18 protein-coding genes are annotated in these 17,597 nt (G+C 42.9%); 11 read left to right on the top strand and 7 right to left on the bottom strand.

From position 1 onward, the window contains the following. The first annotated feature begins 18 nt into the window (after positions 1-18). From folK to yjgA, 5 genes are all read left to right on the top strand, one after another. Positions 19-573 (top strand): 2-amino-4-hydroxy-6-hydroxymethyldihydropteridine diphosphokinase, encoded by a 555-nt coding sequence (gene folK, locus JMY06_RS00685; protein ID WP_201615536.1) that lies wholly within the window; start codon positions 19-21, stop codon positions 571-573. Between the two features lie 50 nt (positions 574-623). Continuing rightward, positions 624-1,424, top strand: coding sequence for a 3-methyl-2-oxobutanoate hydroxymethyltransferase (gene panB / locus JMY06_RS00680; RefSeq protein WP_201615535.1), 801 nt, complete (start codon positions 624-626; stop codon positions 1,422-1,424). A 101-nt stretch (positions 1,425-1,525) separates the two neighbouring features. Next, entirely contained in the window at positions 1,526-2,401 is an 876-nt protein-coding gene (gene panC / locus JMY06_RS00675; protein ID WP_201615534.1) for a pantoate--beta-alanine ligase, read from the top strand. 67 nt (positions 2,402-2,468) lie between these two features. After that, entirely contained in the window at positions 2,469-3,422 is a 954-nt protein-coding gene (gene rapZ, locus JMY06_RS00670; protein ID WP_201526196.1) for an RNase adapter RapZ, read from the top strand. 157 nt (positions 3,423-3,579) lie between these two features. Continuing rightward, complete coding sequence (yjgA, locus tag JMY06_RS00665; protein ID WP_201526198.1) at positions 3,580-4,092, top strand: ribosome biogenesis factor YjgA; 513 nt, start codon at positions 3,580-3,582, stop codon at positions 4,090-4,092. Between the two features lie 231 nt (positions 4,093-4,323). On the opposite strand, the gene JMY06_RS00660 is transcribed toward yjgA, so the two are convergent. Then, positions 4,324-4,944, bottom strand: a complete 621-nt coding sequence (locus tag JMY06_RS00660) for a thiol:disulfide interchange protein DsbA/DsbL (protein ID WP_201615533.1) — start codon at positions 4,942-4,944, stop codon at positions 4,324-4,326. 444 nt (positions 4,945-5,388) lie between these two features. On the opposite strand from JMY06_RS00660, the gene ubiG reads away from it, so the two are divergent. The 4 genes from ubiG (at position 5,389) to JMY06_RS00640 (ending at position 8,249) form a co-directional block, all read left to right on the top strand. Then, the gene (ubiG, locus tag JMY06_RS00655; RefSeq protein WP_201526202.1) at positions 5,389-6,147 is read left to right on the top strand and encodes a bifunctional 2-polyprenyl-6-hydroxyphenol methylase/3-demethylubiquinol 3-O-methyltransferase UbiG; all 759 of its coding nucleotides are present in this window, start codon (positions 5,389-5,391) and stop codon (positions 6,145-6,147) included. Between the two features lie 65 nt (positions 6,148-6,212). Next, positions 6,213-6,923: an HAD family hydrolase gene (locus JMY06_RS00650; RefSeq protein ID WP_201526204.1), complete on the top strand. Its 711-nt coding sequence runs from the start codon at positions 6,213-6,215 to the stop codon at positions 6,921-6,923. Between the two features lie 65 nt (positions 6,924-6,988). Continuing rightward, a complete protein-coding gene (locus tag JMY06_RS00645) occupies positions 6,989-7,801 on the top strand; it encodes a YciK family oxidoreductase (protein WP_201615532.1) in 813 nt (270 codons plus the stop codon). A gap of 181 nt (positions 7,802-7,982) precedes the next feature. Then, a complete protein-coding gene (locus JMY06_RS00640) occupies positions 7,983-8,249 on the top strand; it encodes a DksA/TraR family C4-type zinc finger protein (protein WP_201526208.1) in 267 nt (88 codons plus the stop codon). A gap of 306 nt (positions 8,250-8,555) precedes the next feature. Here JMY06_RS00640 and ompR read toward each other — a convergent pair whose 3' ends face one another. Then, positions 8,556-9,326 carry a two-component system response regulator OmpR gene (ompR, locus tag JMY06_RS00635; RefSeq protein ID WP_227672093.1) on the bottom strand — a complete coding sequence of 257 codons (771 nt, stop codon included), beginning with the start codon at positions 9,324-9,326 and terminating at the stop codon, positions 8,556-8,558. A gap of 369 nt (positions 9,327-9,695) precedes the next feature. Here ompR and JMY06_RS00630 point away from each other — a divergent pair, with 369 nt between their 5' ends. Next, complete coding sequence (locus JMY06_RS00630) at positions 9,696-12,254, top strand: Tex family protein (RefSeq protein WP_201615531.1); 2,559 nt, start codon at positions 9,696-9,698, stop codon at positions 12,252-12,254. Positions 12,255-12,519: 265 nt separating this feature from the next. Here the strand turns inward: JMY06_RS00630 and JMY06_RS00625 are convergent, their stop codons facing one another. The 3 genes from JMY06_RS00625 to JMY06_RS00615 all read right to left on the bottom strand — a co-directional run bounded on the left by JMY06_RS00625 (position 12,520) and on the right by JMY06_RS00615 (position 15,899). Continuing rightward, positions 12,520-12,930, bottom strand: a complete 411-nt coding sequence (locus tag JMY06_RS00625; RefSeq protein WP_201615530.1) for a hypothetical protein — start codon at positions 12,928-12,930, stop codon at positions 12,520-12,522. A 396-nt stretch (positions 12,931-13,326) separates the two neighbouring features. Next, positions 13,327-14,175, bottom strand: a complete 849-nt coding sequence (locus JMY06_RS00620) for a hypothetical protein (RefSeq protein WP_201615529.1) — start codon at positions 14,173-14,175, stop codon at positions 13,327-13,329. Positions 14,176-14,555: 380 nt separating this feature from the next. Next, on the bottom strand, positions 14,556-15,899 hold the full coding sequence (locus JMY06_RS00615) for a saccharopine dehydrogenase family protein (protein ID WP_201615528.1): 1,344 nt from the start codon (positions 15,897-15,899) through the stop codon (positions 14,556-14,558). Between the two features lie 390 nt (positions 15,900-16,289). Between JMY06_RS00615 and JMY06_RS00610 the strand changes: the two genes are divergently transcribed. Then, complete coding sequence (locus JMY06_RS00610; RefSeq protein ID WP_201526219.1) at positions 16,290-16,445, top strand: DUF1328 domain-containing protein; 156 nt, start codon at positions 16,290-16,292, stop codon at positions 16,443-16,445. Between the two features lie 115 nt (positions 16,446-16,560). Here JMY06_RS00610 and JMY06_RS00605 read toward each other — a convergent pair whose 3' ends face one another. Continuing rightward, on the bottom strand, positions 16,561-16,854 hold the full coding sequence (locus tag JMY06_RS00605; RefSeq protein WP_201526222.1) for a 4a-hydroxytetrahydrobiopterin dehydratase: 294 nt from the start codon (positions 16,852-16,854) through the stop codon (positions 16,561-16,563). Between the two features lie 363 nt (positions 16,855-17,217). After that, on the bottom strand, positions 17,218-17,511 hold the full coding sequence (locus JMY06_RS00600; protein ID WP_201615527.1) for a GNAT family N-acetyltransferase: 294 nt from the start codon (positions 17,509-17,511) through the stop codon (positions 17,218-17,220). Between the last annotated feature and the right edge of the window lie 86 nt (positions 17,512-17,597).

The following is a 17,597-nucleotide window of genomic DNA, read 5'->3' as shown; positions in this document are numbered from 1 at the left end:
GTTGAGTAAAATGCAGTTATGAGTCTTTCTTTGAATAGTAGCGCCCAGCTTAATAGCACTGCAGCTGATATGTGGGTTACCTGCTATTTAGGTTTGGGCAGTAATCTGGCTAATGAGCTGGGTTCACCAGTGGAGCATTTACAGCAAGCGTTTGCTAGTTTGCGTCAGCATGAGAAGGTACGAAACCTTCGAGTGTCTTCTTTCTACGCTTCGGCACCGATGGGACCGCAAGATCAGCCTGACTTTGTCAATGCTGTGGTTGGTTTTGAGACTACCTTAGCAGCGCTCGATCTGTTAGCGCTTTGCCAACAGCTCGAAGAAAGTGCTAAACGTGCGCGCCTGCGCCATTGGGGCGAGCGCAGCCTTGATGTGGATATTTTATTGTATGGTCAAGTGCAGATAATCGAGCCGCAATTAACGGTACCGCATGCAGGCTTGACTGAACGCAATTTTGTGCTGATACCACTGCGAGAATTAGCGCCAGATATTATGATTGCCCAGCAGCCGATAAGCCGTTATCCGCAAAGTAATAATTGGGAAGGGCTAAAACTAATTGATAATAGCTACTGGTAGAGTATTAATATACCGTAAGCAAGTTGCTGAATAGCAAAATTGAGGGTCATATGACGACATTATCAACTTTAAATAAATTCAAAAAAAACGGCATTAAATTTACCTGCCTCACCTGTTATGACGCTATGTTTGCGCGGACGATGGATAAAGCACAGATTGATACTATCTTAATTGGTGACAGCTTGGGCATGGTGATACAAGGCCATGACTCGACCTTACCGGTGACGGTTGCTGATATGGCTTATCATACTGCCAATGTTGCGCGTAGTAATGAGTATGCGTTGATTTTGGCTGACCTACCATTTATGAGTTATGTGACTTTGCCAGAAGCCATTGCCAATAGCCGTCAATTGATGCAAGCGGGCGCGCACGTTATTAAGCTTGAAGGCGGTCGCGAGTTATGTGAGTTGGTTACTACTCTTGCTAATGCGGGAACCCCAACGTGTGTACATTTGGGTTTGACCCCGCAATCAGTGAATGTGTTTGGTGGTTATAAAATTCAAGGCCGCAGTGATGAAAGCGCTGATAAGCTATTTATTGATGCGCAAGCGGTAGTGGCAGCAGGCGCGGCATTGTTAGTGTTGGAGTGCGTGCCAGCTGACTTGGCTAAGGCAGTGACCGAAGCAGTTAATGTACCAGTCATCGGCATTGGTGCCGGTGCAGATACCGACGGGCAAGTGCTCGTGATGCATGACATGCTAGGTATGAAGCATGGACGTGTACCGCGCTTCGTCCACGACTTTTTAACCGATGAACGTAATATCGAAGGCAGCATCGAGAGTGCTTTTACACTTTATCAGCAATCAGTGCGTGAGGGCAGTTTTCCAACTGCGCAGCATCAATTTGGCTAGCTTTACTAGAGTAATGGCTCTAGCTGCTTATAAAGTACAGTGTTCAAATCGTTAAATAATAAGTTAAGTTAGCTTATTTTAAAAGGTAAAAAGATTCCGCAATGCCTATTATTCATCATCATATCGCATCTTTGCGAGATACTTTAAAGCACTATCGTAGCCAGCAGCGTATTGCGCTAGTACCGACGATGGGCAATTTGCACGACGGGCATTTAGCACTGGTAACACTCGCTAAACAGCATGCCGATATTGTAGTAGTCAGCATTTTTGTCAATCCCACTCAATTCGGGGTTGGAGAAGATTTTAACAGCTATCCACGGATGCTAGAAGCCGATGTCGCTAAGCTTACGACCGTTGGCACCGACTATGTTTTTGCACCAACTAGCGACGAGATGTATCCCATATTGCCATTACCTACCTCAATACATGCTGGCGCTATTACCACGCAACTGTGCGGACAGACGCGTCCAACTCATTTTGATGGCGTTGGCATTGTAGTGTCGAAACTATTCAACATCGTCCAGCCTAATGTGGCTATTTTTGGTCAAAAAGACTATCAGCAATTGGCCATTATTAAGCAATTGGTACGCGATCTAAGCTATCCGATTGATATTATCACTGCGCCTATCGTCCGCGCTACTGATGGTCTTGCCTTATCCTCACGCAATCAATATCTAAGTCCAGAAGAGCGCAATATAGCGCCCTTATTGCAGCAAGAATTACAACGTTTAGCGCAGCAATTCACCGCAAGTCAGCATACTCAAAAAGGGTTTGAGGCGCTTATAGTAGAGGCTAGTAAGCGTATTACTGCCGCAGGCTTTATTGTTGATTATCTAGAGGTAAAAACTGCCGAGTTGGAGGCATTAAATAGTAAATCCGCAAAGCCAACAACGGGTTCTCAAGATTTAATTATTGTAGTTGCCGCTTGGCTGGGACGGGCGCGTTTATTAGACAATCTGCTGGTAACGATATATTAATAATAGCCAGCGATTAATACAGACAAATTAGCCATTTGAAATTAAAAGTAAATTAGGGTGATGGGTCATGAAAGCAGAAGATAATAATCAACAGCGCACGCTAACGCCACCGCAAAAAAAAGACGATAACATCAGTATTTTGGTGATATCAGGGCGTTCAGGATCTGGAAAAACCTCAGTATTAAATATTTTAGAGGACTTTGGCTACTATTCTATTGATAACTTACCCTTGTCTTTAGTGCCTGAAGCGGTACATAAACTGGTCAATGAAAGTGGTATCCGCCGAATCGCGCTGGGTGTTGATATACGCTCACCACGTGCAGATCTGTCTAACTTTGCAGCGACTTATGAGGACTTAAAGAAAATTTATGGTCAGCAGACGGCAAAAGTCATTTATGTGACCGCGCAAGAGTCTATCCTAGTGGCACGCTTTAATGCCACCCGCCGCGTGCATCCGCTAATGGCGCAAGATGTTGAAAATCCAATGCATCCCGCTTATAACTTACCGGCAGCCATCAAAAAAGAAGAGGCGCTATTAGAGCCTATTTCCAGTTGTGCCGATATCAAAATTGATACCAGTAAACTAAATATTCATCAATTAAAAGAGCATTTGCGCGACCATATCGGCGTTGAGAATAAAGTGATTATTAACCTATTATCCTTTGGCTTCAAATATGGCAGTCCCATCGATGCTGACTTTATATTTGACGTCAGAATTTTGCCCAATCCGCATTGGAACGTTGCACTGCGTAGTGCTACGGGGCTTGATTCTGAGGTTGGGGGGTTTTTTGCAGATTATCCCGAAGTTGCTGAGATGACAGACGATATTGCTAAGTTTTTGCAGCGTTGGCTGCCAGACTTTTTGCATAACAATCGTCATACCGTGACCGTCGCTATTGGCTGTACAGGCGGCAAACATCGCTCAGTATTTATCACAGAACAGCTACAACATAGGCTTGCTGCTAACCTGCCAGCGGAGTTGACAGTGGTTGCCAAGCATCGTGAAAAGAGCCGCTGGTAGATTAGCATTGGTAAAAAGTTACTGGTAACAGGGCTGTTGCTAAAATAAGCATGGTTGAGCAGGCTTAAGCTAAAAAATTGCTAAATTAAAAACGCGTTATTATTTATCGTAGTAACTGCCATCACCGAATTTTATTTATTGTTTTAGAGGGCTTCTAATGATTGACTGGTCAGAACAGGACATGCGCGTCTCGCGCACTGAACTTAAAAAAGCCCATGAGCGCTTGCAGATGCTGTCGATACCGCTGGCAGGCTTATCCAAAAAGCAGCTAAAAAAGCTCCCTGCCAGTGATTATTTTATGGCGGAATTGATGGCGCTTGCTGAGATTACTAGCGCTAACGCCCGCAATCGTCAAACCAAACGTGTTGGCAAACTAATCAGTGAAGAAAACCGTCACGAACTGGTCAAAGCTCTGTTTGAGGCGTTCTTTGCTAATGAACAGGTCGCTAAAATCGAAAGTTGGTCTGAGCGTTTGAATATCAACGATGAGGGTACGCTCAAGCAGTTTGTTAAGCAGTACAAAGCATCGGAACGCAATAGCCTATATCAATTGCTATTGTGGATTGAATACGCCAAGCATATGCAGGATGATGAGCTGATGCAAGAGTCTAAAGAAGATTTGGTCAGTTATATTCGTGAAGTGGCTATTTTAACTGAGTTAAAGTATTAAACTCTTTTAAGTGCTTACCTAAAATGAGAGTTAGACGAGCAAAAATTAATTCCTAATAATTGATTATAAAAAAGCCAATCGCTAATGATTGGCTTTTTTATGTCGCTAATAACTGTCTATTAATAAAGGTCTATCAATAACGGCTTGTTAATTAAGGTGCGTTAATCATAAACAGCGCTAATATATATAACTTAGCTATATATAAGTAAGTTATATATAGACTATAAACGGCTATTTTTTCTCAGCCCGTGCTTTATCAACCAAATAATCAACAACTTTAGTTACTTGAGCGCCTTCACCGGTTACGACATATTTACCTTGTACGACGACTGCTGGCACGCCCGAGAGCTGATAACGCTTAGCACCTGTCTGTGAGCGTCCAATCTTAGTACCGACTGCAAACGAGTTATATAGGCTGTTGAATTTCTTTTGGTCAATGCCTTTGGTCGCATACCATTTGCTTAGTGACGCTTGATCAAATAACTGCTTACCATCTTTATGCACTGCTTCAAATAATGCATCATGGGTTTTATCTTCATAGCCTAATAGTTGCGCGGCATAAAAACCACGGGCGCTGGCTTCCCAAACAGGATTCAATGCAGCTGGCGTTTTGAAGAATGCCACGTCTTTGTCTTTGGTTTTTGCCCATTTTTCCATATGCGGATTAAGCGTGTAGCAATGCGGGCAACCATACCAAAAGAACTCGCGGACAATAATAGCATTACCGCTAATATTTTCTGGGTTATCGACCACGCGATAATCTTTTCCGGCGACATAGTTGGCGGCCTGTGCGCCCATGTTAGAAAGTCCAATGGCGCAAGCCAGACCAGTCAATGCGATGACACGTTTCATACTGTTTCCTTGAGAAGTGAATACTGAAGACTTTTTAGATTTTGAAGTTTAGGCTTTGAAGGTAGTAAAAAATAGCGCAGTTAGCCTGCCGAAGTTTATCTATAATAACGTAAAATGACGGTATTTGTGAACTGCATTCTTAACCAATGGTTGTAAAGCTGTGAGGCATTATTTAAGAGATCTTGCTGGTCTTTAGCAACCGCTGTACTGGCTAATAACCCAGCTGATGACGAGTTGATAACCTATAACACATTAATATAGTACGATCAGTTAATCGCATCGTTTACCTTTGGATGATGATTAATTGTCCAATAATACTATTCACAATCGGTCACGATGTGCTGACGACAAAGCGGCTGCTCTCATGCTAACATTAAGCGTATGACTACGTACACTATATAATATAATGACAATAAAGATATACTGACAATAGAGGAAAGTGCTATGAATACCGCAACCAACGTTGATCCAAGTGAAGTTGATAAGTTTAATAAGCTGGCGCATGAATGGTGGGATAATACCGGTGCATTTGCAACTTTGCACCAAATCAACCCGTTACGTCTGAACTGGATAGAGCAAAACGTCAAACGTGGCTATCAAGGCATAGACACTGATAAAACGGCGGAAACGGGATTGACGGGCAAAAAAATCCTCGACGTCGGATGCGGCGGCGGTATCTTGGCCGAATCTATGGCGCGGCGCGGCGCTGATGTGACCGGAATTGATTTAGGAGCTGAGAACCTAAAAGCAGCCAGTGTCCATGCAGAGCAAAGCGGCCTTTCCCAAACTTTACGCTATCAGCATATCCCCGTCGAAACCTTTGCAGCGACCCATAGTGGTCAGTTCGATGTGGTGACCTGTATGGAAATGCTGGAGCATGTCCCTGACCCTAGCGCCATTGTAGATGCTTGTTTTGAGCTGCTAGCGCCAGGCGGCGTTTGCGTGCTGTCTACTATTAACCGCAGTCCTAAATCCTATCTCTTTGCTATTATTGGTGCCGAATATGTGCTGCGCTTGCTTGATCGCGGCACCCACGACTATGCTAAATTCATCACCCCCGCTGAGCTCGATAAAATGGCACAGAATGCTGGATTTGCCCGCCAAGATATCATTGGGCTCCATTATAATCCGCTGACCAAACGCTACTGGCTGGCACAGAATGTCGATGTTAATTATATGTTGGCTGTACAAAGGCCACTATAGTTAGCCCGCTATTTCGACTTTACTATAGTTTAACGTAATTTGTAATAACAATAAGAGCATCTATCATGTCCAAGTTTGTAAAAGCAGTATTATTTGATCTTGACGGCACTTTAATTGATACCGCTGCTGATTTTGTGCGCATTATTGGCAAAATGAGCAGCGAGAACAACTGGCAAGCGCCGCCTGAAGCAGATATTCGTGAGCAAGTATCTGCTGGAGCCTCAGCGATGGTGCAACTTATGCTGCACCACAATGGACAATCAGAAGTCAGCGAAGAGGATTTACTGACATTTCGGCAACAATTTTTGGATGATTATGCGGCAGAGATCTGTGTGAATAGCTGCGTATTCCCTGAGCTTGAAGAAGTGTTGACCACTTTTGAGAGTCGAGGTGTACCCTGGGGGATTGTTACCAATAAGCCGCGTTATCTTGCGGAGCAACTGCTCAAGATTATGCAGCTAGATGAGCGTTATGAAGTATTGGTCTGCCCTGAAGATGTCTCGCGGAAGAAACCAGATGCAGAGCCTATGTATTTGGCGTTAGAGAAGCTGGGTATTTCGCGCGGTGCAGCAGGTAGTGTGCTTTATGTGGGCGACCATGTACGCGATATTGAAGCGGGTAGAGCCGCTGGAATGCCAACGATTTTAGCCGCTTATGGTTATATACCTCCTGAAGACCAAAATAATTTAAAAAAGTGGGGTGCAGATTATATTACTAACACCCCGCAACAGTTGAATCAGCTGTTATTGTCTTCTGGTAAGTTTGAATATCTATAAACGACATTTGCTTAAATAGTTTCTATTAAACGACATTTTTCAAACGATAAGTAGTGAGTAAACCCATGAGTGACAATGCTAATGAAAATATTAAACTAGACGCTAATCAAGCCTTATCCCATGATGATATCCGCAGTTTTGTAGCAGCGGAGAGTTGCTTGGAGGGCAAGACTATCTTGGTTACTGGTGCAGGTTCTGGTATTGGGCGTACAGCTGCCTTAACCTATGCACGTTACGGTGCCACTGTGTTGTTATTAGGTCGTACCAGCAGCAAGCTTGAACAGGTTTATGATGAGATCGAGAGTATGGGTGGCAAGCAGCCAGCGGTACTACCGATGGATTTAGAGTTTGCCACTTATGCTGAGATGCAGCAATTAGAAAATCTGATTGATAAAGAAGTCGGGCAACTTGATGGCATCCTGCACAACGCGGGCTTGCTTGGTGAGCTGACGCCGCTTGAGATGTACGATGTCGATATTTTCGCCAAAGTTATGAAGGTAAACTGTAACGCCACCTTTATGCTGACCCAAGCATTACTGCCTTTACTTAAAGACGCTACGAACGGCTCTATTGTCTTTACCTCAAGCACCGTTGGTACCCATCCCCGCGCGTTTTGGGGTGCTTATGCCATATCGAAACAGGCCGTTGAAGGCATGAGTGACATCTTTACCCAAGAGACTCGCAATACGACCAATCTGCGTTTTAACTGTATTAATCCTGGTGGCACGCGTACCAATATGCGCGCTCATGCTTTTCCAGGTGAAAACCCAATGTCCCTCAAAACTCCAGAGGACATTATGGCAGGCTATGTCTACCTTATGAGTGATGCCAGTATTAATGTGCGTGGTCAAGTGGTCGCGCTACAACCAAAAGATTAGCTGTAGAATGCTAATTTAGCTTGAAGGATTTAATGTAAATAGTCTGTTTCTAATGATTTTTGTGCAGGCTTATATATTGAAACGAGTCTAGTTTAGCCCCATCTATCTGTTCTTAAAGCGTTTTATGCTATTAAAAATGAGCAGTTATCAATAATAAGCAATTACAACAAAGGATAAGATTATGGCAGGTGGATGGTCAAGAGATGGGGCAGAACACGAACAGATGGATGCCACGGTTAATGATGCCTTGGATCGAGTGCGGAGCGCGCTACCGAAAGGCGACAGCGCAGAGTTTTGTGATGAATGTGGTGAAGCTATACCAGAGGCGCGGCGGGTAGCTGTACCTGGTGTTCAGCATTGCATTGGTTGTCAGGTTGAGCTTGAGCAAGACGCCAAAGCGGCTGAGTTGTTTAATCGCCGTGGTAGTAAGGACAGTCAGTTACGCTAACTGATTAAGTTTAAAACCAATAAAGCTTAAAAATCAATAAAAAAGCTAACATTGCGATTCCGTGTTGGCTTTTTTTTGTTTTGATTATGCTACCAGCTTCATTTGATAGTGTTTTTAAAGGATTAGTGCGATACCAATGCGCCCAAACACATTAATTAATAATGGCTAACGTGCATCAACAGGTTTCGTAGCGAGCAGCTGATTAATGAGGTTAGCCTTACCAGCATCCAAAATATACCCTGTCACGAGAGTACAAGGTATGTTTTGGATGCTAGGGGGCATTGTCATAAAGCACTAAATTAAAAATTAGTCAGTCGTTTCAGCAGCAGCAACTGTTTCTGCTTCGTCGGCGTCAGGGACAAACACATAACCCACACCCCATACGGTTTGGATATAGCGCGCTTGTGACGGATTGTCTTCAATCAAGCGACGTAGACGCGACACTTGCACATCGATTGAGCGCTCCATTGCACCCCACTCGCGACCACGAGCAAGGTTCATGAGCTTATCTCGGGTCAATGGTTCACGCGGATGTTGTACCAGCGCTTTAAGCACCGAAAATTCACCCGTGGTTAGTGTTACTACACTACCATCACGTTTAAGCGTGCGAGTGGACAAATCAAGCGTCCATGGCCCAAATTCAACCACTTCTAACTGGAAGCTTGGCGCACCGGGCAGCTCACGGTTCTGTCGGCGTAGTACTGCTTTGATGCGCGCTAATAATTCTTTGGGATTAAAAGGCTTAGGTAAGTAATCATCCGCTCCAGCCTCTAAACCGGCAATACGATCAGCATCACCGCCTTTTGCAGTCAGCATAATAATAGGAATATCGCTATTATCTTCACGCAAACGCTTACAGATAGAGATACCATCTTCACCCGGTAGCATCAAATCTAATACTATTAAGGAAAACAACTCTCGCTGCATCAATTTATCCATCTGACTGCCATCATGAGCCGTGCGTACCACAAAGCCGTCATCTTCTAGGAAGCGTTGTAACAAAGAGCGCAAGCGTGCGTCATCATCGACCACTAAAATACGCTGAGTCATCTTATCGGAGCTTTTATTATCAGTCATGCAAAATTCCCTTAATGAACGTTATTTTTTTCAAAAAAACTGTTGTCAGAAAAATTATTGTGGGAAAAGTATAATGGTTAGTTTATTAACTATTGTCAGAGTGGTAGAGTAATCACAACTTTTGTGTAACCACTGATTATTGGTCAACGTTTATATGTTTACCGCTTTAGTGTATAAGATTGCATTGACAATTGCATCACTCGTGTGCATAAATGCTGTATGCGTTTGTTTAATAAGGTCTATGACCTGATAATATATAGGGATTTGTGTGATAAAAATGATGATAAGTAACGAAAATATAAAAAGAATTTTTATTCATGCCGCTTTTGCTATAATGCCAAGCTACATTTCTCAACGATTGATACGGATATGAGTAGCACTGAAACCCAAACGTCTTCTCAAGCCCCAACAAAAGCACAGGGCTTGGACGCAACCACACACGCGAATATTCACGACAAACTTGCTCGCGCGCTTGGCATTAAGTCTGCTCAAGTCAACGCATTTGTCAAACTCTACGATGATGGCGCGACTGTGCCCTTTATTGCGCGTTATCGCAAAGAGAAAACCCAGAACCTCGATGATGCGCAATTACGCGCACTTGAGAAGTCGCTCAACTATGAGCGCGATATGGCAACCCGCCGGCTCAAAATTGTAGAGTTGCTCAGTACTCAGGGCAATCTAACGGATGAGCTGCAAGTGCGTATCGATAATGCGACTTCTAAGCTTGAGTTAGAGGACATCTATCTGCCGTACCGTCCGCGTCGCCGCTCACCAGCTGCTAAAGCACGCGCGGCTGGCCTTGATACGGCAGCTCAATTACTCTTGACGACGGAGATTACCCCAACAGATGCGCTGGCGGGCTATCAAGTTCCTACCAGCATCTCTGACGATAGCGGTAATGAGGTTGAAGTCGATTTCAGCGATATAGACAAGCAACTTGCTGGCGTGCAAGCCATCATCGTCGATGATTGGACCCAAGCATTAGATTTATTAGATAACTTGCGTAACGGTTTTGCAAAAACTGCAAATATCGTATCAAGCGTTGCTAGTGATGAGAAGCGCGAAGTAGGCGAGAAGTTCAAAGACTACTTTGAACATAGCGAAAGTCTCGCACGTTTGCCTAATCACCGCTTATTAGCCATGCTACGCGGTCGTCAAGAAAACGTCCTCGGTCTAAAAATCGAAGGCGAAGATGCACCATTTGTCGAAAAAATCGTCAAGCATTTCGATATTGATGCCAAAGCACCTGATGCGCGTCGCGAGTTTTTAGCTGAGGCAGCAACGAGTCTTTGGAAAGACAAATGGCGTCCACACATCGAACATCGTCTATTAACTGAAAAACGTCTGACTGCAGAAGCGGATGCCATTGAGGTGTTTGCTAATAACTTACAGCACCTATTAATGTCAGCGCCTGCAGGCCGTAAAGTTATCTTGGGCGTTGATCCTGGTATCCGTCATGGCGTTAAAATGGCCATTATCGATGCGCAAGGTCATGTCATGCTTGATGACGCTGACAAGCCAGTTATCGCTACTGTCTATCCATTTGCTCCTGATAATAAAATGAGCGAGGCCAAAACGGTTATCGATAAGCTGCTAAGCACTTATAACGTCGATTTAGTCGCTATTGGTAATGGTACTGCTAGCCGCGAAACCGATGCGATGGTTAAAGAGATTTTGGCTGCTAATGATAAGCTACAAGCCAAAGCCGTTATCGTTAATGAATCTGGGGCTTCGGTCTATTCAGCCAGTGAGCTTGCCAGTGACGAGCTTGCCAATATGGACGTCTCTGTACGCGGAGCGGTATCTATTGCCCGCCGTCTCCAAGATCCCTTATCAGAGCTGGTCAAGGTTGATCCAAAAGCGATCGGTGTTGGTCAATATCAGCATGATGTGAACCAAACGCAATTGGCAGACAGTCTTGATAAGGTCACTCAAGATAGTGTGAATGCGGTCGGTGTTGATGTTAATACCGCCAGTCCTGCGATCTTGGCACACATTGCAGGTCTTAATCGCAACGTTGCCCAGCAAATCGTTACCTACCGTAAAGAACATGGCGCTTTTGCTAGCCGTGAAGCGCTTAAAGATGTGCCGCGCTTAGGGGTCAAAACCTTTGAGCAAGCCGCAGGTTTTCTGCGGGTACATGATGGTGGCAATCCGCTCGATGCCACCGGTGTGCATCCAGAAAGCTATGCATTGGTTGATAGCTTATTAGCGCAAACCGGCAAAGATTTAAGCGACGTATTAGGTAATGATGGGGTTCTTAATAGCATCGATATTACTACTGTCACTGCCAATGATGACAATATCAGTGTTAAAGCTATTATTGAGGAGCTGGCAAAACCTGCTCGCGACCCGCGTCCTGAGTTTAAAACAGCTAACTTCCGTGATGACGTCAATAGCATTAAGGATTTGACTGAAGGCATGACCTTAGAGGGCGTGGTTACTAACGTGACTGCCTTTGGTTGCTTCGTTGATGTTGGCGTTCATCAAGATGGCTTGGTACATATCTCGCAGATGGCCAATGACTTCGTCGCAGATCCTATGAACCGCGTCAAACCGGGTGATATTATCTCCGTCCGCGTCATTGCTATCGATGAGTCGCGTGGCCGCATTGGCTTTAGTATGAAGCCAGAAGTCGCAAAACCTACTCGCGCCGCCAATAAATCTGCTGCAACAAGTAATGATAGCGGCGATGATAAAGCCAGCCGTCCACGTAGCAATCGTCCGGCAGCTGATGATAAGCGCCGTTCTGCACCGCGTGGTAAGCGCTCTGACAGAAATGACAATAAAGGTGATAAAGGTAACGCAGGCGCGCCTAGTAATACTGGTAGTAAAACGCCGAAGGCCACCAAATCAGAAGCACCTATTAAAATCGGTACTCTTGGAGCGTTATTAAAAGAAGCAGGCGTGTCTAAAGGTAAGAAGTAATACTTCGATGGCAGGTAGTAGTGTTTGAATAACTCGTTCATAATGAGTAATAAAAAAAGGCAGCCATTGGGCTGCCTTTTTTTAGTTTAGAATCTTCATTTAAGAGGTGTCTCATTATGAATAGATTGGCGTGGCTAGTAACCCACCATGATAACTTTTTCTTTTTGCTTATAGCATTGAAGGTTGACTTTAATGAGCTTGTCGACAGATTTTAAACTATTAGTGTCAATCCCACTAATAATCGCTAGTAATTAGCGATGCCAATTTATCTAGCTAATGATTGCGGTTGCGTCGCAGTTCTGGGGGTTTGTACGGCTTCTTGTGGAGCCTGTTGTACAGCTTCTTGTGGATCTCCTAGAGTCTCTTCTGGAGTTTGTACAGCTTCTTTTGGGGCTTGCATCGTTTCTATTTCAGTAGCCAAACCTTCTTTGTTATTATCATTATTAATGCGCGCACCTGAAATAGTTTGAGTTTCACTAATCTCAAACGAACCAGGTTGGGTTGACCGTAGCTCACTATCCGTACTTTCTTCAGTCTCGAGCGTATTTTCAGCAGTCGCAGTAGGCATATCCACTGGTGTAATATTGTTATTATTAGCAGGTGCTGCCATTGCTAAACTTGGAATAGTAAGGGCGGCGCCAATGAGTAGCGATAGAGGTAAAGTACGTTTTTGCATTAATTAATTCCTTGATTTACAGATTTGGATTGTCAGTTTAAAACGCTCTTAAACTCAATAAACAATTTAACGTTATTTTCTACAATACGAATCTATTTATAATTTTAAATATATAAAATAAAATCATGATAACCACTCTAGTGATTATCATGATCGATTCGAACTAAAAGTCTTATAAGCTAATCTAAATTAGTCATAATCTTTAGGCATAAGACTAGCAACTATAACCTTAATGATCCAGTAGTACGTAGATTAATAGTCTAACGGTTCAATGTTCTGGTGTGACATTGTGCAATTCCTGTATTCGTGTTGTTACGACGGCATGAAGGTATTACTTTTTATATATCCAACCTTCGTAATATTAAATTGTACTGTCCACGCGTTTATTGTTAAAGCTTATTCAACAATCACGTATTCACCAGTATTTGGATCCACAAGGCGTCTTTGCACTTCGTTAGCAGGTACGCGGATTACTGGAACATCCTGATCGACTTCGGTATTGTTAATAATGTCATCACCTGCTTCTTGACCAACAACGATTCTACGATTTGTACCAGACTCTACGGCTACAGCGGTACCAGTAGAGGTATTAACGCGTCTCACTTGGTCTTCAGGAGCAACAATCACTTCTTTAACACGATATTTAGCAGGACGGATAACACGTTTGGTTTCTACTATAACCGGCTCTACACTACGTTCTTCAGCGATAGCGATTTGTGCTTCCGGCGCTTCTGCTTCCTCAGTCGCCTTAACTTCGCTAACTACGGGAGTTGGAAACTTATCACCGAAATGGTTATCACACTGCTGCATGCTTAGGCGGGTAGGGTTGCCGCTCTTGTCCATGTAGACGTTAACAGGCATATCAGCGGCGATAGGAACGTATTTACCAACAAGTGCTCCTGACACCCCATAACGACCATTTGATTGACCGACACCTAAATCACAAGCGCCCGCTGCATAATCAGCAGTGCCTAGATTATTGCTACTTACCACATTCTGTGGAATCATAACTTCCGATAACCGCATTTTTTTGATAGAGGCTTCCCCAGCACGGCGCATTGGCTTTTGGTAAGTGTAAGGGGTATAGAATTTGGCAGAGCCATCTTTAACCGCAGCAACACACTCATCATAGCTATCATAGCCCACGTTACCATGACCATCGGTTTTCATACCAGCATTAGCAGAACTGGCAAACATAGCTAAACCAGAAGTTAGAATCGCTGCGGTTAATATGTTCAATTTCATAATAGTTTCCTCGTAATTGTCATTAATAATCTTATACGTTTACCTTAATAAGGTTACGCGAGCTGGTCTAGTATGGCTGTGTCATTAAGCTAAGAATATGTATCATAATGTATAAAAAACTAGTAAACCTGTAATATTATTTACTGAATACATACAATGTTAATATTTATTAACATTCTATCCCTAATATTTCAAACGCTCGAGTTAATAAGTTAATTTTATTAAATCCAGATGCCTTAATTTGAATAGCAAAAAACCGCATCCTAATATTAGAATGCGGTCATAACCTTGTCCTTATTTAAAGACGCAGTGATTTAGTTAACTGTAGGTAATAGGCTTTAGTTAATAAAAGTCAGTTATCAGCTGATAGCAAAACTGTATTAGCTTTTATTAACAATTACTTCAAAGCGAATACCAGCATAGGTTTCAAGTCGGGTTAATAACTGATCACCCATGGCAGATGCCGGCGTCCAAAAGCCACCACCAACGTCATTTTTAGCAATGTCTTGTGCTAAACACAACGCTGATTGTGCCAACATGCGTGAAGTGCTGCCGTAGCCGGGATCTTTATCACTGGTGACCTTGGTATTGATAATGTCTTGTTTGGAAGTCTTACCAAAGAAGCGAATATCAAAAAAGCCGTTTTCTTGCTCAGACTTAGACGGGCCAGAGCCTGATTTAGGTAAAACATGCTGAGAGAGGAATTCACGGCTGCGCTTAAAGCTCATAGCAGTGGCGAAACCTAACAGCCCAACACTCATGCCGACACTCATCAGCTGGCCTTTAACCCCATCTTTCATCCACATCGCTTCGTCATATTTAAAGTCGCGACCATATTCGTAATCGAGTAGCTGATTACTGCGATGGACGATGCGGGTATTAATACTGGCCATCACAAAAGGTGCCAGCCAGCGGTCATGTTCGGTATCGTATTCTGGTTTGTTGACATTATCTTGGCGTATATCAGGGACATTTTCATCATCATTAAGCAGGTATGGGTTAGCTAGTTGGCGACGACGCGCCTTATCTTGACCTACTTCTGCAAAGATAGTGGCCATCGAAGCGATGGTACCGCCGGACAAGCCACCTTTGGCCGCTTTCACGCGCATATTAATGACTTCGCAGGATTTATCAAACTTTGCTTCAGCTTGCTGCTGGGTGAAATAAACCCCTAAGTCTGAGGGAATAGAATCAAAGCCGCAAGAGTTAACGATGCGTGCGCCACTTTTTTGTGCGGCATCTTGGTACTTATCCATCATATCTTTAATGAAAATCGCTTCACCAGTAAGGTCCACATAGTCGGTACCGTGGTTGGCACAGGATTTAATCAGTGGCTCACCGTATTTAAGGTAAGGGCCAACGGTTGAAATAACGACCTTGGTTTGCTTAGTCATGGCATCAAGACTGTCATCATCGTTGCTATCGGCAATAATGATATCGACTGTGGTATTCGATTTATTATCTTTCTGAGCCTCATTAAGCTCAGCTTGTAGTTTTTTTAGCTTGTCTTCATCACGTCCAGCAATCGCCCATGCAACTGTTTGCGGGGCTTTTTCTTTCGAATCAGAGTCAGAGTCGTCTTTAGACTTTGAGTTTGATAAAAATTGTGCCAGATAATGGGCAGTAATTTGTCCAACAAAGCTGGTAGCACCATATAAAACAATCGCATAAGGTCGTTCGGAGTTATCGGTATTTTTTTCTATATTATCGGTATTGTTATCCATAATTATTGTCCTTGATATTTTACTGATAAGAATGAATTGCTAATAATTTTACTCAAACGTTTTGCCGAGAAATAAAAAAATTGCGATATATTGAGTATATTTATAGCAGATTTTTTGTTCATAGTGATTTAAATTAAGTAAACGGAAGCAATATGGACACATATGCAGTCAAAAGCCAAGTAAAAAATTTTAAATAACTCAAATGTGCTCTAAATAAGGTAAGACTACTACAAAGGTTACACAACTTAGCGTGATAATAACCAAAGTGCACGTATATTGCGTTTAAATGTTGCTAATCTACTCACATATGCAGTAAGTATAAAATCAAAAGTGTTTAAAAAATAAGTATCAACAATAAGTACCAATATCGTTTATCTGAGGAGAATAATTATGTTTCGTTGGGCTATCATTTTTGCCGTTATCGCATTACTCGCAAGTCTACTAGGTTTTGGTGGAGTCGCTGGTTTATCTTCTAACCTAGCTTATATCTTCCTAGTCGTTGCTGTTATCCTATTTATCGTGGCCTTTGTTGGTCGTAAGATGTAATAAGTTAGCTATCTAATTTAATCAGTATAAAAAAGTCCTCGATTGAGGACTTTTTTATACTTAAAGCTTAAGTCTATTTTCAAAGCCGAATAAATGCGTGCTAAATGGGTCTAAATTATAAACGCTTGGGCTGGATGATATGCTCCATCCGTTTTGCCAAACGAATATCGTGACTGGTAATACCGCCCGTATCATGAGTCGTTAGGCGTACCTCCACCACGTTATAAGTGTTGCGCCATTCAGGGTGATGCTCGAGTGCTTCGGCATGAAATGCCGCCTGAGTCATAAAGCTGATAGCCTCAATAAAGTCGCTAAAGTGATAGGTTTTGACGATACTGCTACCATCGCGTTCCCAGCCTGCCAGCGCTTCTAGCTGTAAATCAATTTGTTGATCAGATAAACTACTCATAGGAATATCCTTTGTTATTGTATATGTTATCGGGGGAAATTTGCTTAAGTTTTAAGAAGGGGTGACTGAGATTTTATATGATTATTAGTACGTCTTACACAAATACTATAGGCCAAAAAACCCACCTATACCTTATATCTTGCCATATATTTGGTTAGAGATATATGAGCAGAGGTGTCAGGCAAATAGGCGGGTAGGTCTACTTAGGTTTTTAGTGGAAAATGGTCGCATTGCGATTGATAAATGTGGCGTTTTTATTTTAAGTGTTATTCATATTCTATAATGACTTGGTCATATAATCCATTTCGAATAATTTCGATACAAGGATAAGGATGACGCTGTAGCGGATTTATTCGGGTTTGACTATATCAGATCCTGATAATCAGGGTGCTTATCAATATAAGAAGCTACAAATGGACATTGTGGTACGACCTTTTTGTCATGTTCGCGCGCATAATCTAGTGCATGCTTAATCAAGGCTGAGCCAACACCTTGGCCTTCCAATGCTTGTGGCACTTCAGTGTGGTCATAGACTAAGGTGTCACCGCGATCTTGATAACTGACGTAGCCTGTTTGTCCATCAACAGTCGTTTCAAAACGGTTGTCTTGCTCGTTATGGGTGATGTCTAAGTTTTTTTGCGAATTTTGTGTGTTCATAAAAGAACTCCTTTTTATTATGAGGTGTTATATTTATTAAGTTTTTAATCGTGCACCATTATTGTATTCTGTATTTAACCATTTTG

Origin of the sequence: Psychrobacter urativorans, assembly GCF_904846675.1 — a bacterium.
GTDB lineage: Bacteria > Pseudomonadota > Gammaproteobacteria > Pseudomonadales > Moraxellaceae > Psychrobacter > Psychrobacter urativorans_B.
The sequence above is the reverse complement of the archived record's forward strand: the minus strand, read 5'-3'. Positions and strand labels throughout refer to the sequence as shown.

Bases quoted from the DNA above. Each gene is read 5' to 3' on its own strand.
- folK (WP_201615536.1), top strand. From the start codon at position 19: ATGAGTCTTTCTTTGAATAGTAGCGCCCAGCTTAATAGCACTGCAGCT.
- panB (WP_201615535.1), top strand. From the start codon at position 624: ATGACGACATTATCAACTTTAAATAAATTCAAAAAAAACGGCATTAAA.
- panC (WP_201615534.1), top strand. From the start codon at position 1,526: ATGCCTATTATTCATCATCATATCGCATCTTTGCGAGATACTTTAAAG.
- rapZ (WP_201526196.1), top strand. From the start codon at position 2,469: ATGAAAGCAGAAGATAATAATCAACAGCGCACGCTAACGCCACCGCAA.
- yjgA (WP_201526198.1), top strand. From the start codon at position 3,580: ATGATTGACTGGTCAGAACAGGACATGCGCGTCTCGCGCACTGAACTT.
- JMY06_RS00660 (WP_201615533.1), bottom strand. From the start codon at position 4,944: ATGAAACGTGTCATCGCATTGACTGGTCTGGCTTGCGCCATTGGACTT.
- ubiG (WP_201526202.1), top strand. From the start codon at position 5,389: ATGAATACCGCAACCAACGTTGATCCAAGTGAAGTTGATAAGTTTAAT.
- JMY06_RS00650 (WP_201526204.1), top strand. From the start codon at position 6,213: ATGTCCAAGTTTGTAAAAGCAGTATTATTTGATCTTGACGGCACTTTA.
- JMY06_RS00645 (WP_201615532.1), top strand. From the start codon at position 6,989: ATGAGTGACAATGCTAATGAAAATATTAAACTAGACGCTAATCAAGCC.
- JMY06_RS00640 (WP_201526208.1), top strand. From the start codon at position 7,983: ATGGCAGGTGGATGGTCAAGAGATGGGGCAGAACACGAACAGATGGAT.
- ompR (WP_227672093.1), bottom strand. From the start codon at position 9,326: ATGACTGATAATAAAAGCTCCGATAAGATGACTCAGCGTATTTTAGTG.
- JMY06_RS00630 (WP_201615531.1), top strand. From the start codon at position 9,696: ATGAGTAGCACTGAAACCCAAACGTCTTCTCAAGCCCCAACAAAAGCA.
- JMY06_RS00625 (WP_201615530.1), bottom strand. From the start codon at position 12,930: ATGCAAAAACGTACTTTACCTCTATCGCTACTCATTGGCGCCGCCCTT.
- JMY06_RS00620 (WP_201615529.1), bottom strand. From the start codon at position 14,175: ATGAAATTGAACATATTAACCGCAGCGATTCTAACTTCTGGTTTAGCT.
- JMY06_RS00615 (WP_201615528.1), bottom strand. From the start codon at position 15,899: ATGGATAACAATACCGATAATATAGAAAAAAATACCGATAACTCCGAA.
- JMY06_RS00610 (WP_201526219.1), top strand. From the start codon at position 16,290: ATGTTTCGTTGGGCTATCATTTTTGCCGTTATCGCATTACTCGCAAGT.
- JMY06_RS00605 (WP_201526222.1), bottom strand. From the start codon at position 16,854: ATGAGTAGTTTATCTGATCAACAAATTGATTTACAGCTAGAAGCGCTG.
- JMY06_RS00600 (WP_201615527.1), bottom strand. From the start codon at position 17,511: ATGAACACACAAAATTCGCAAAAAAACTTAGACATCACCCATAACGAG.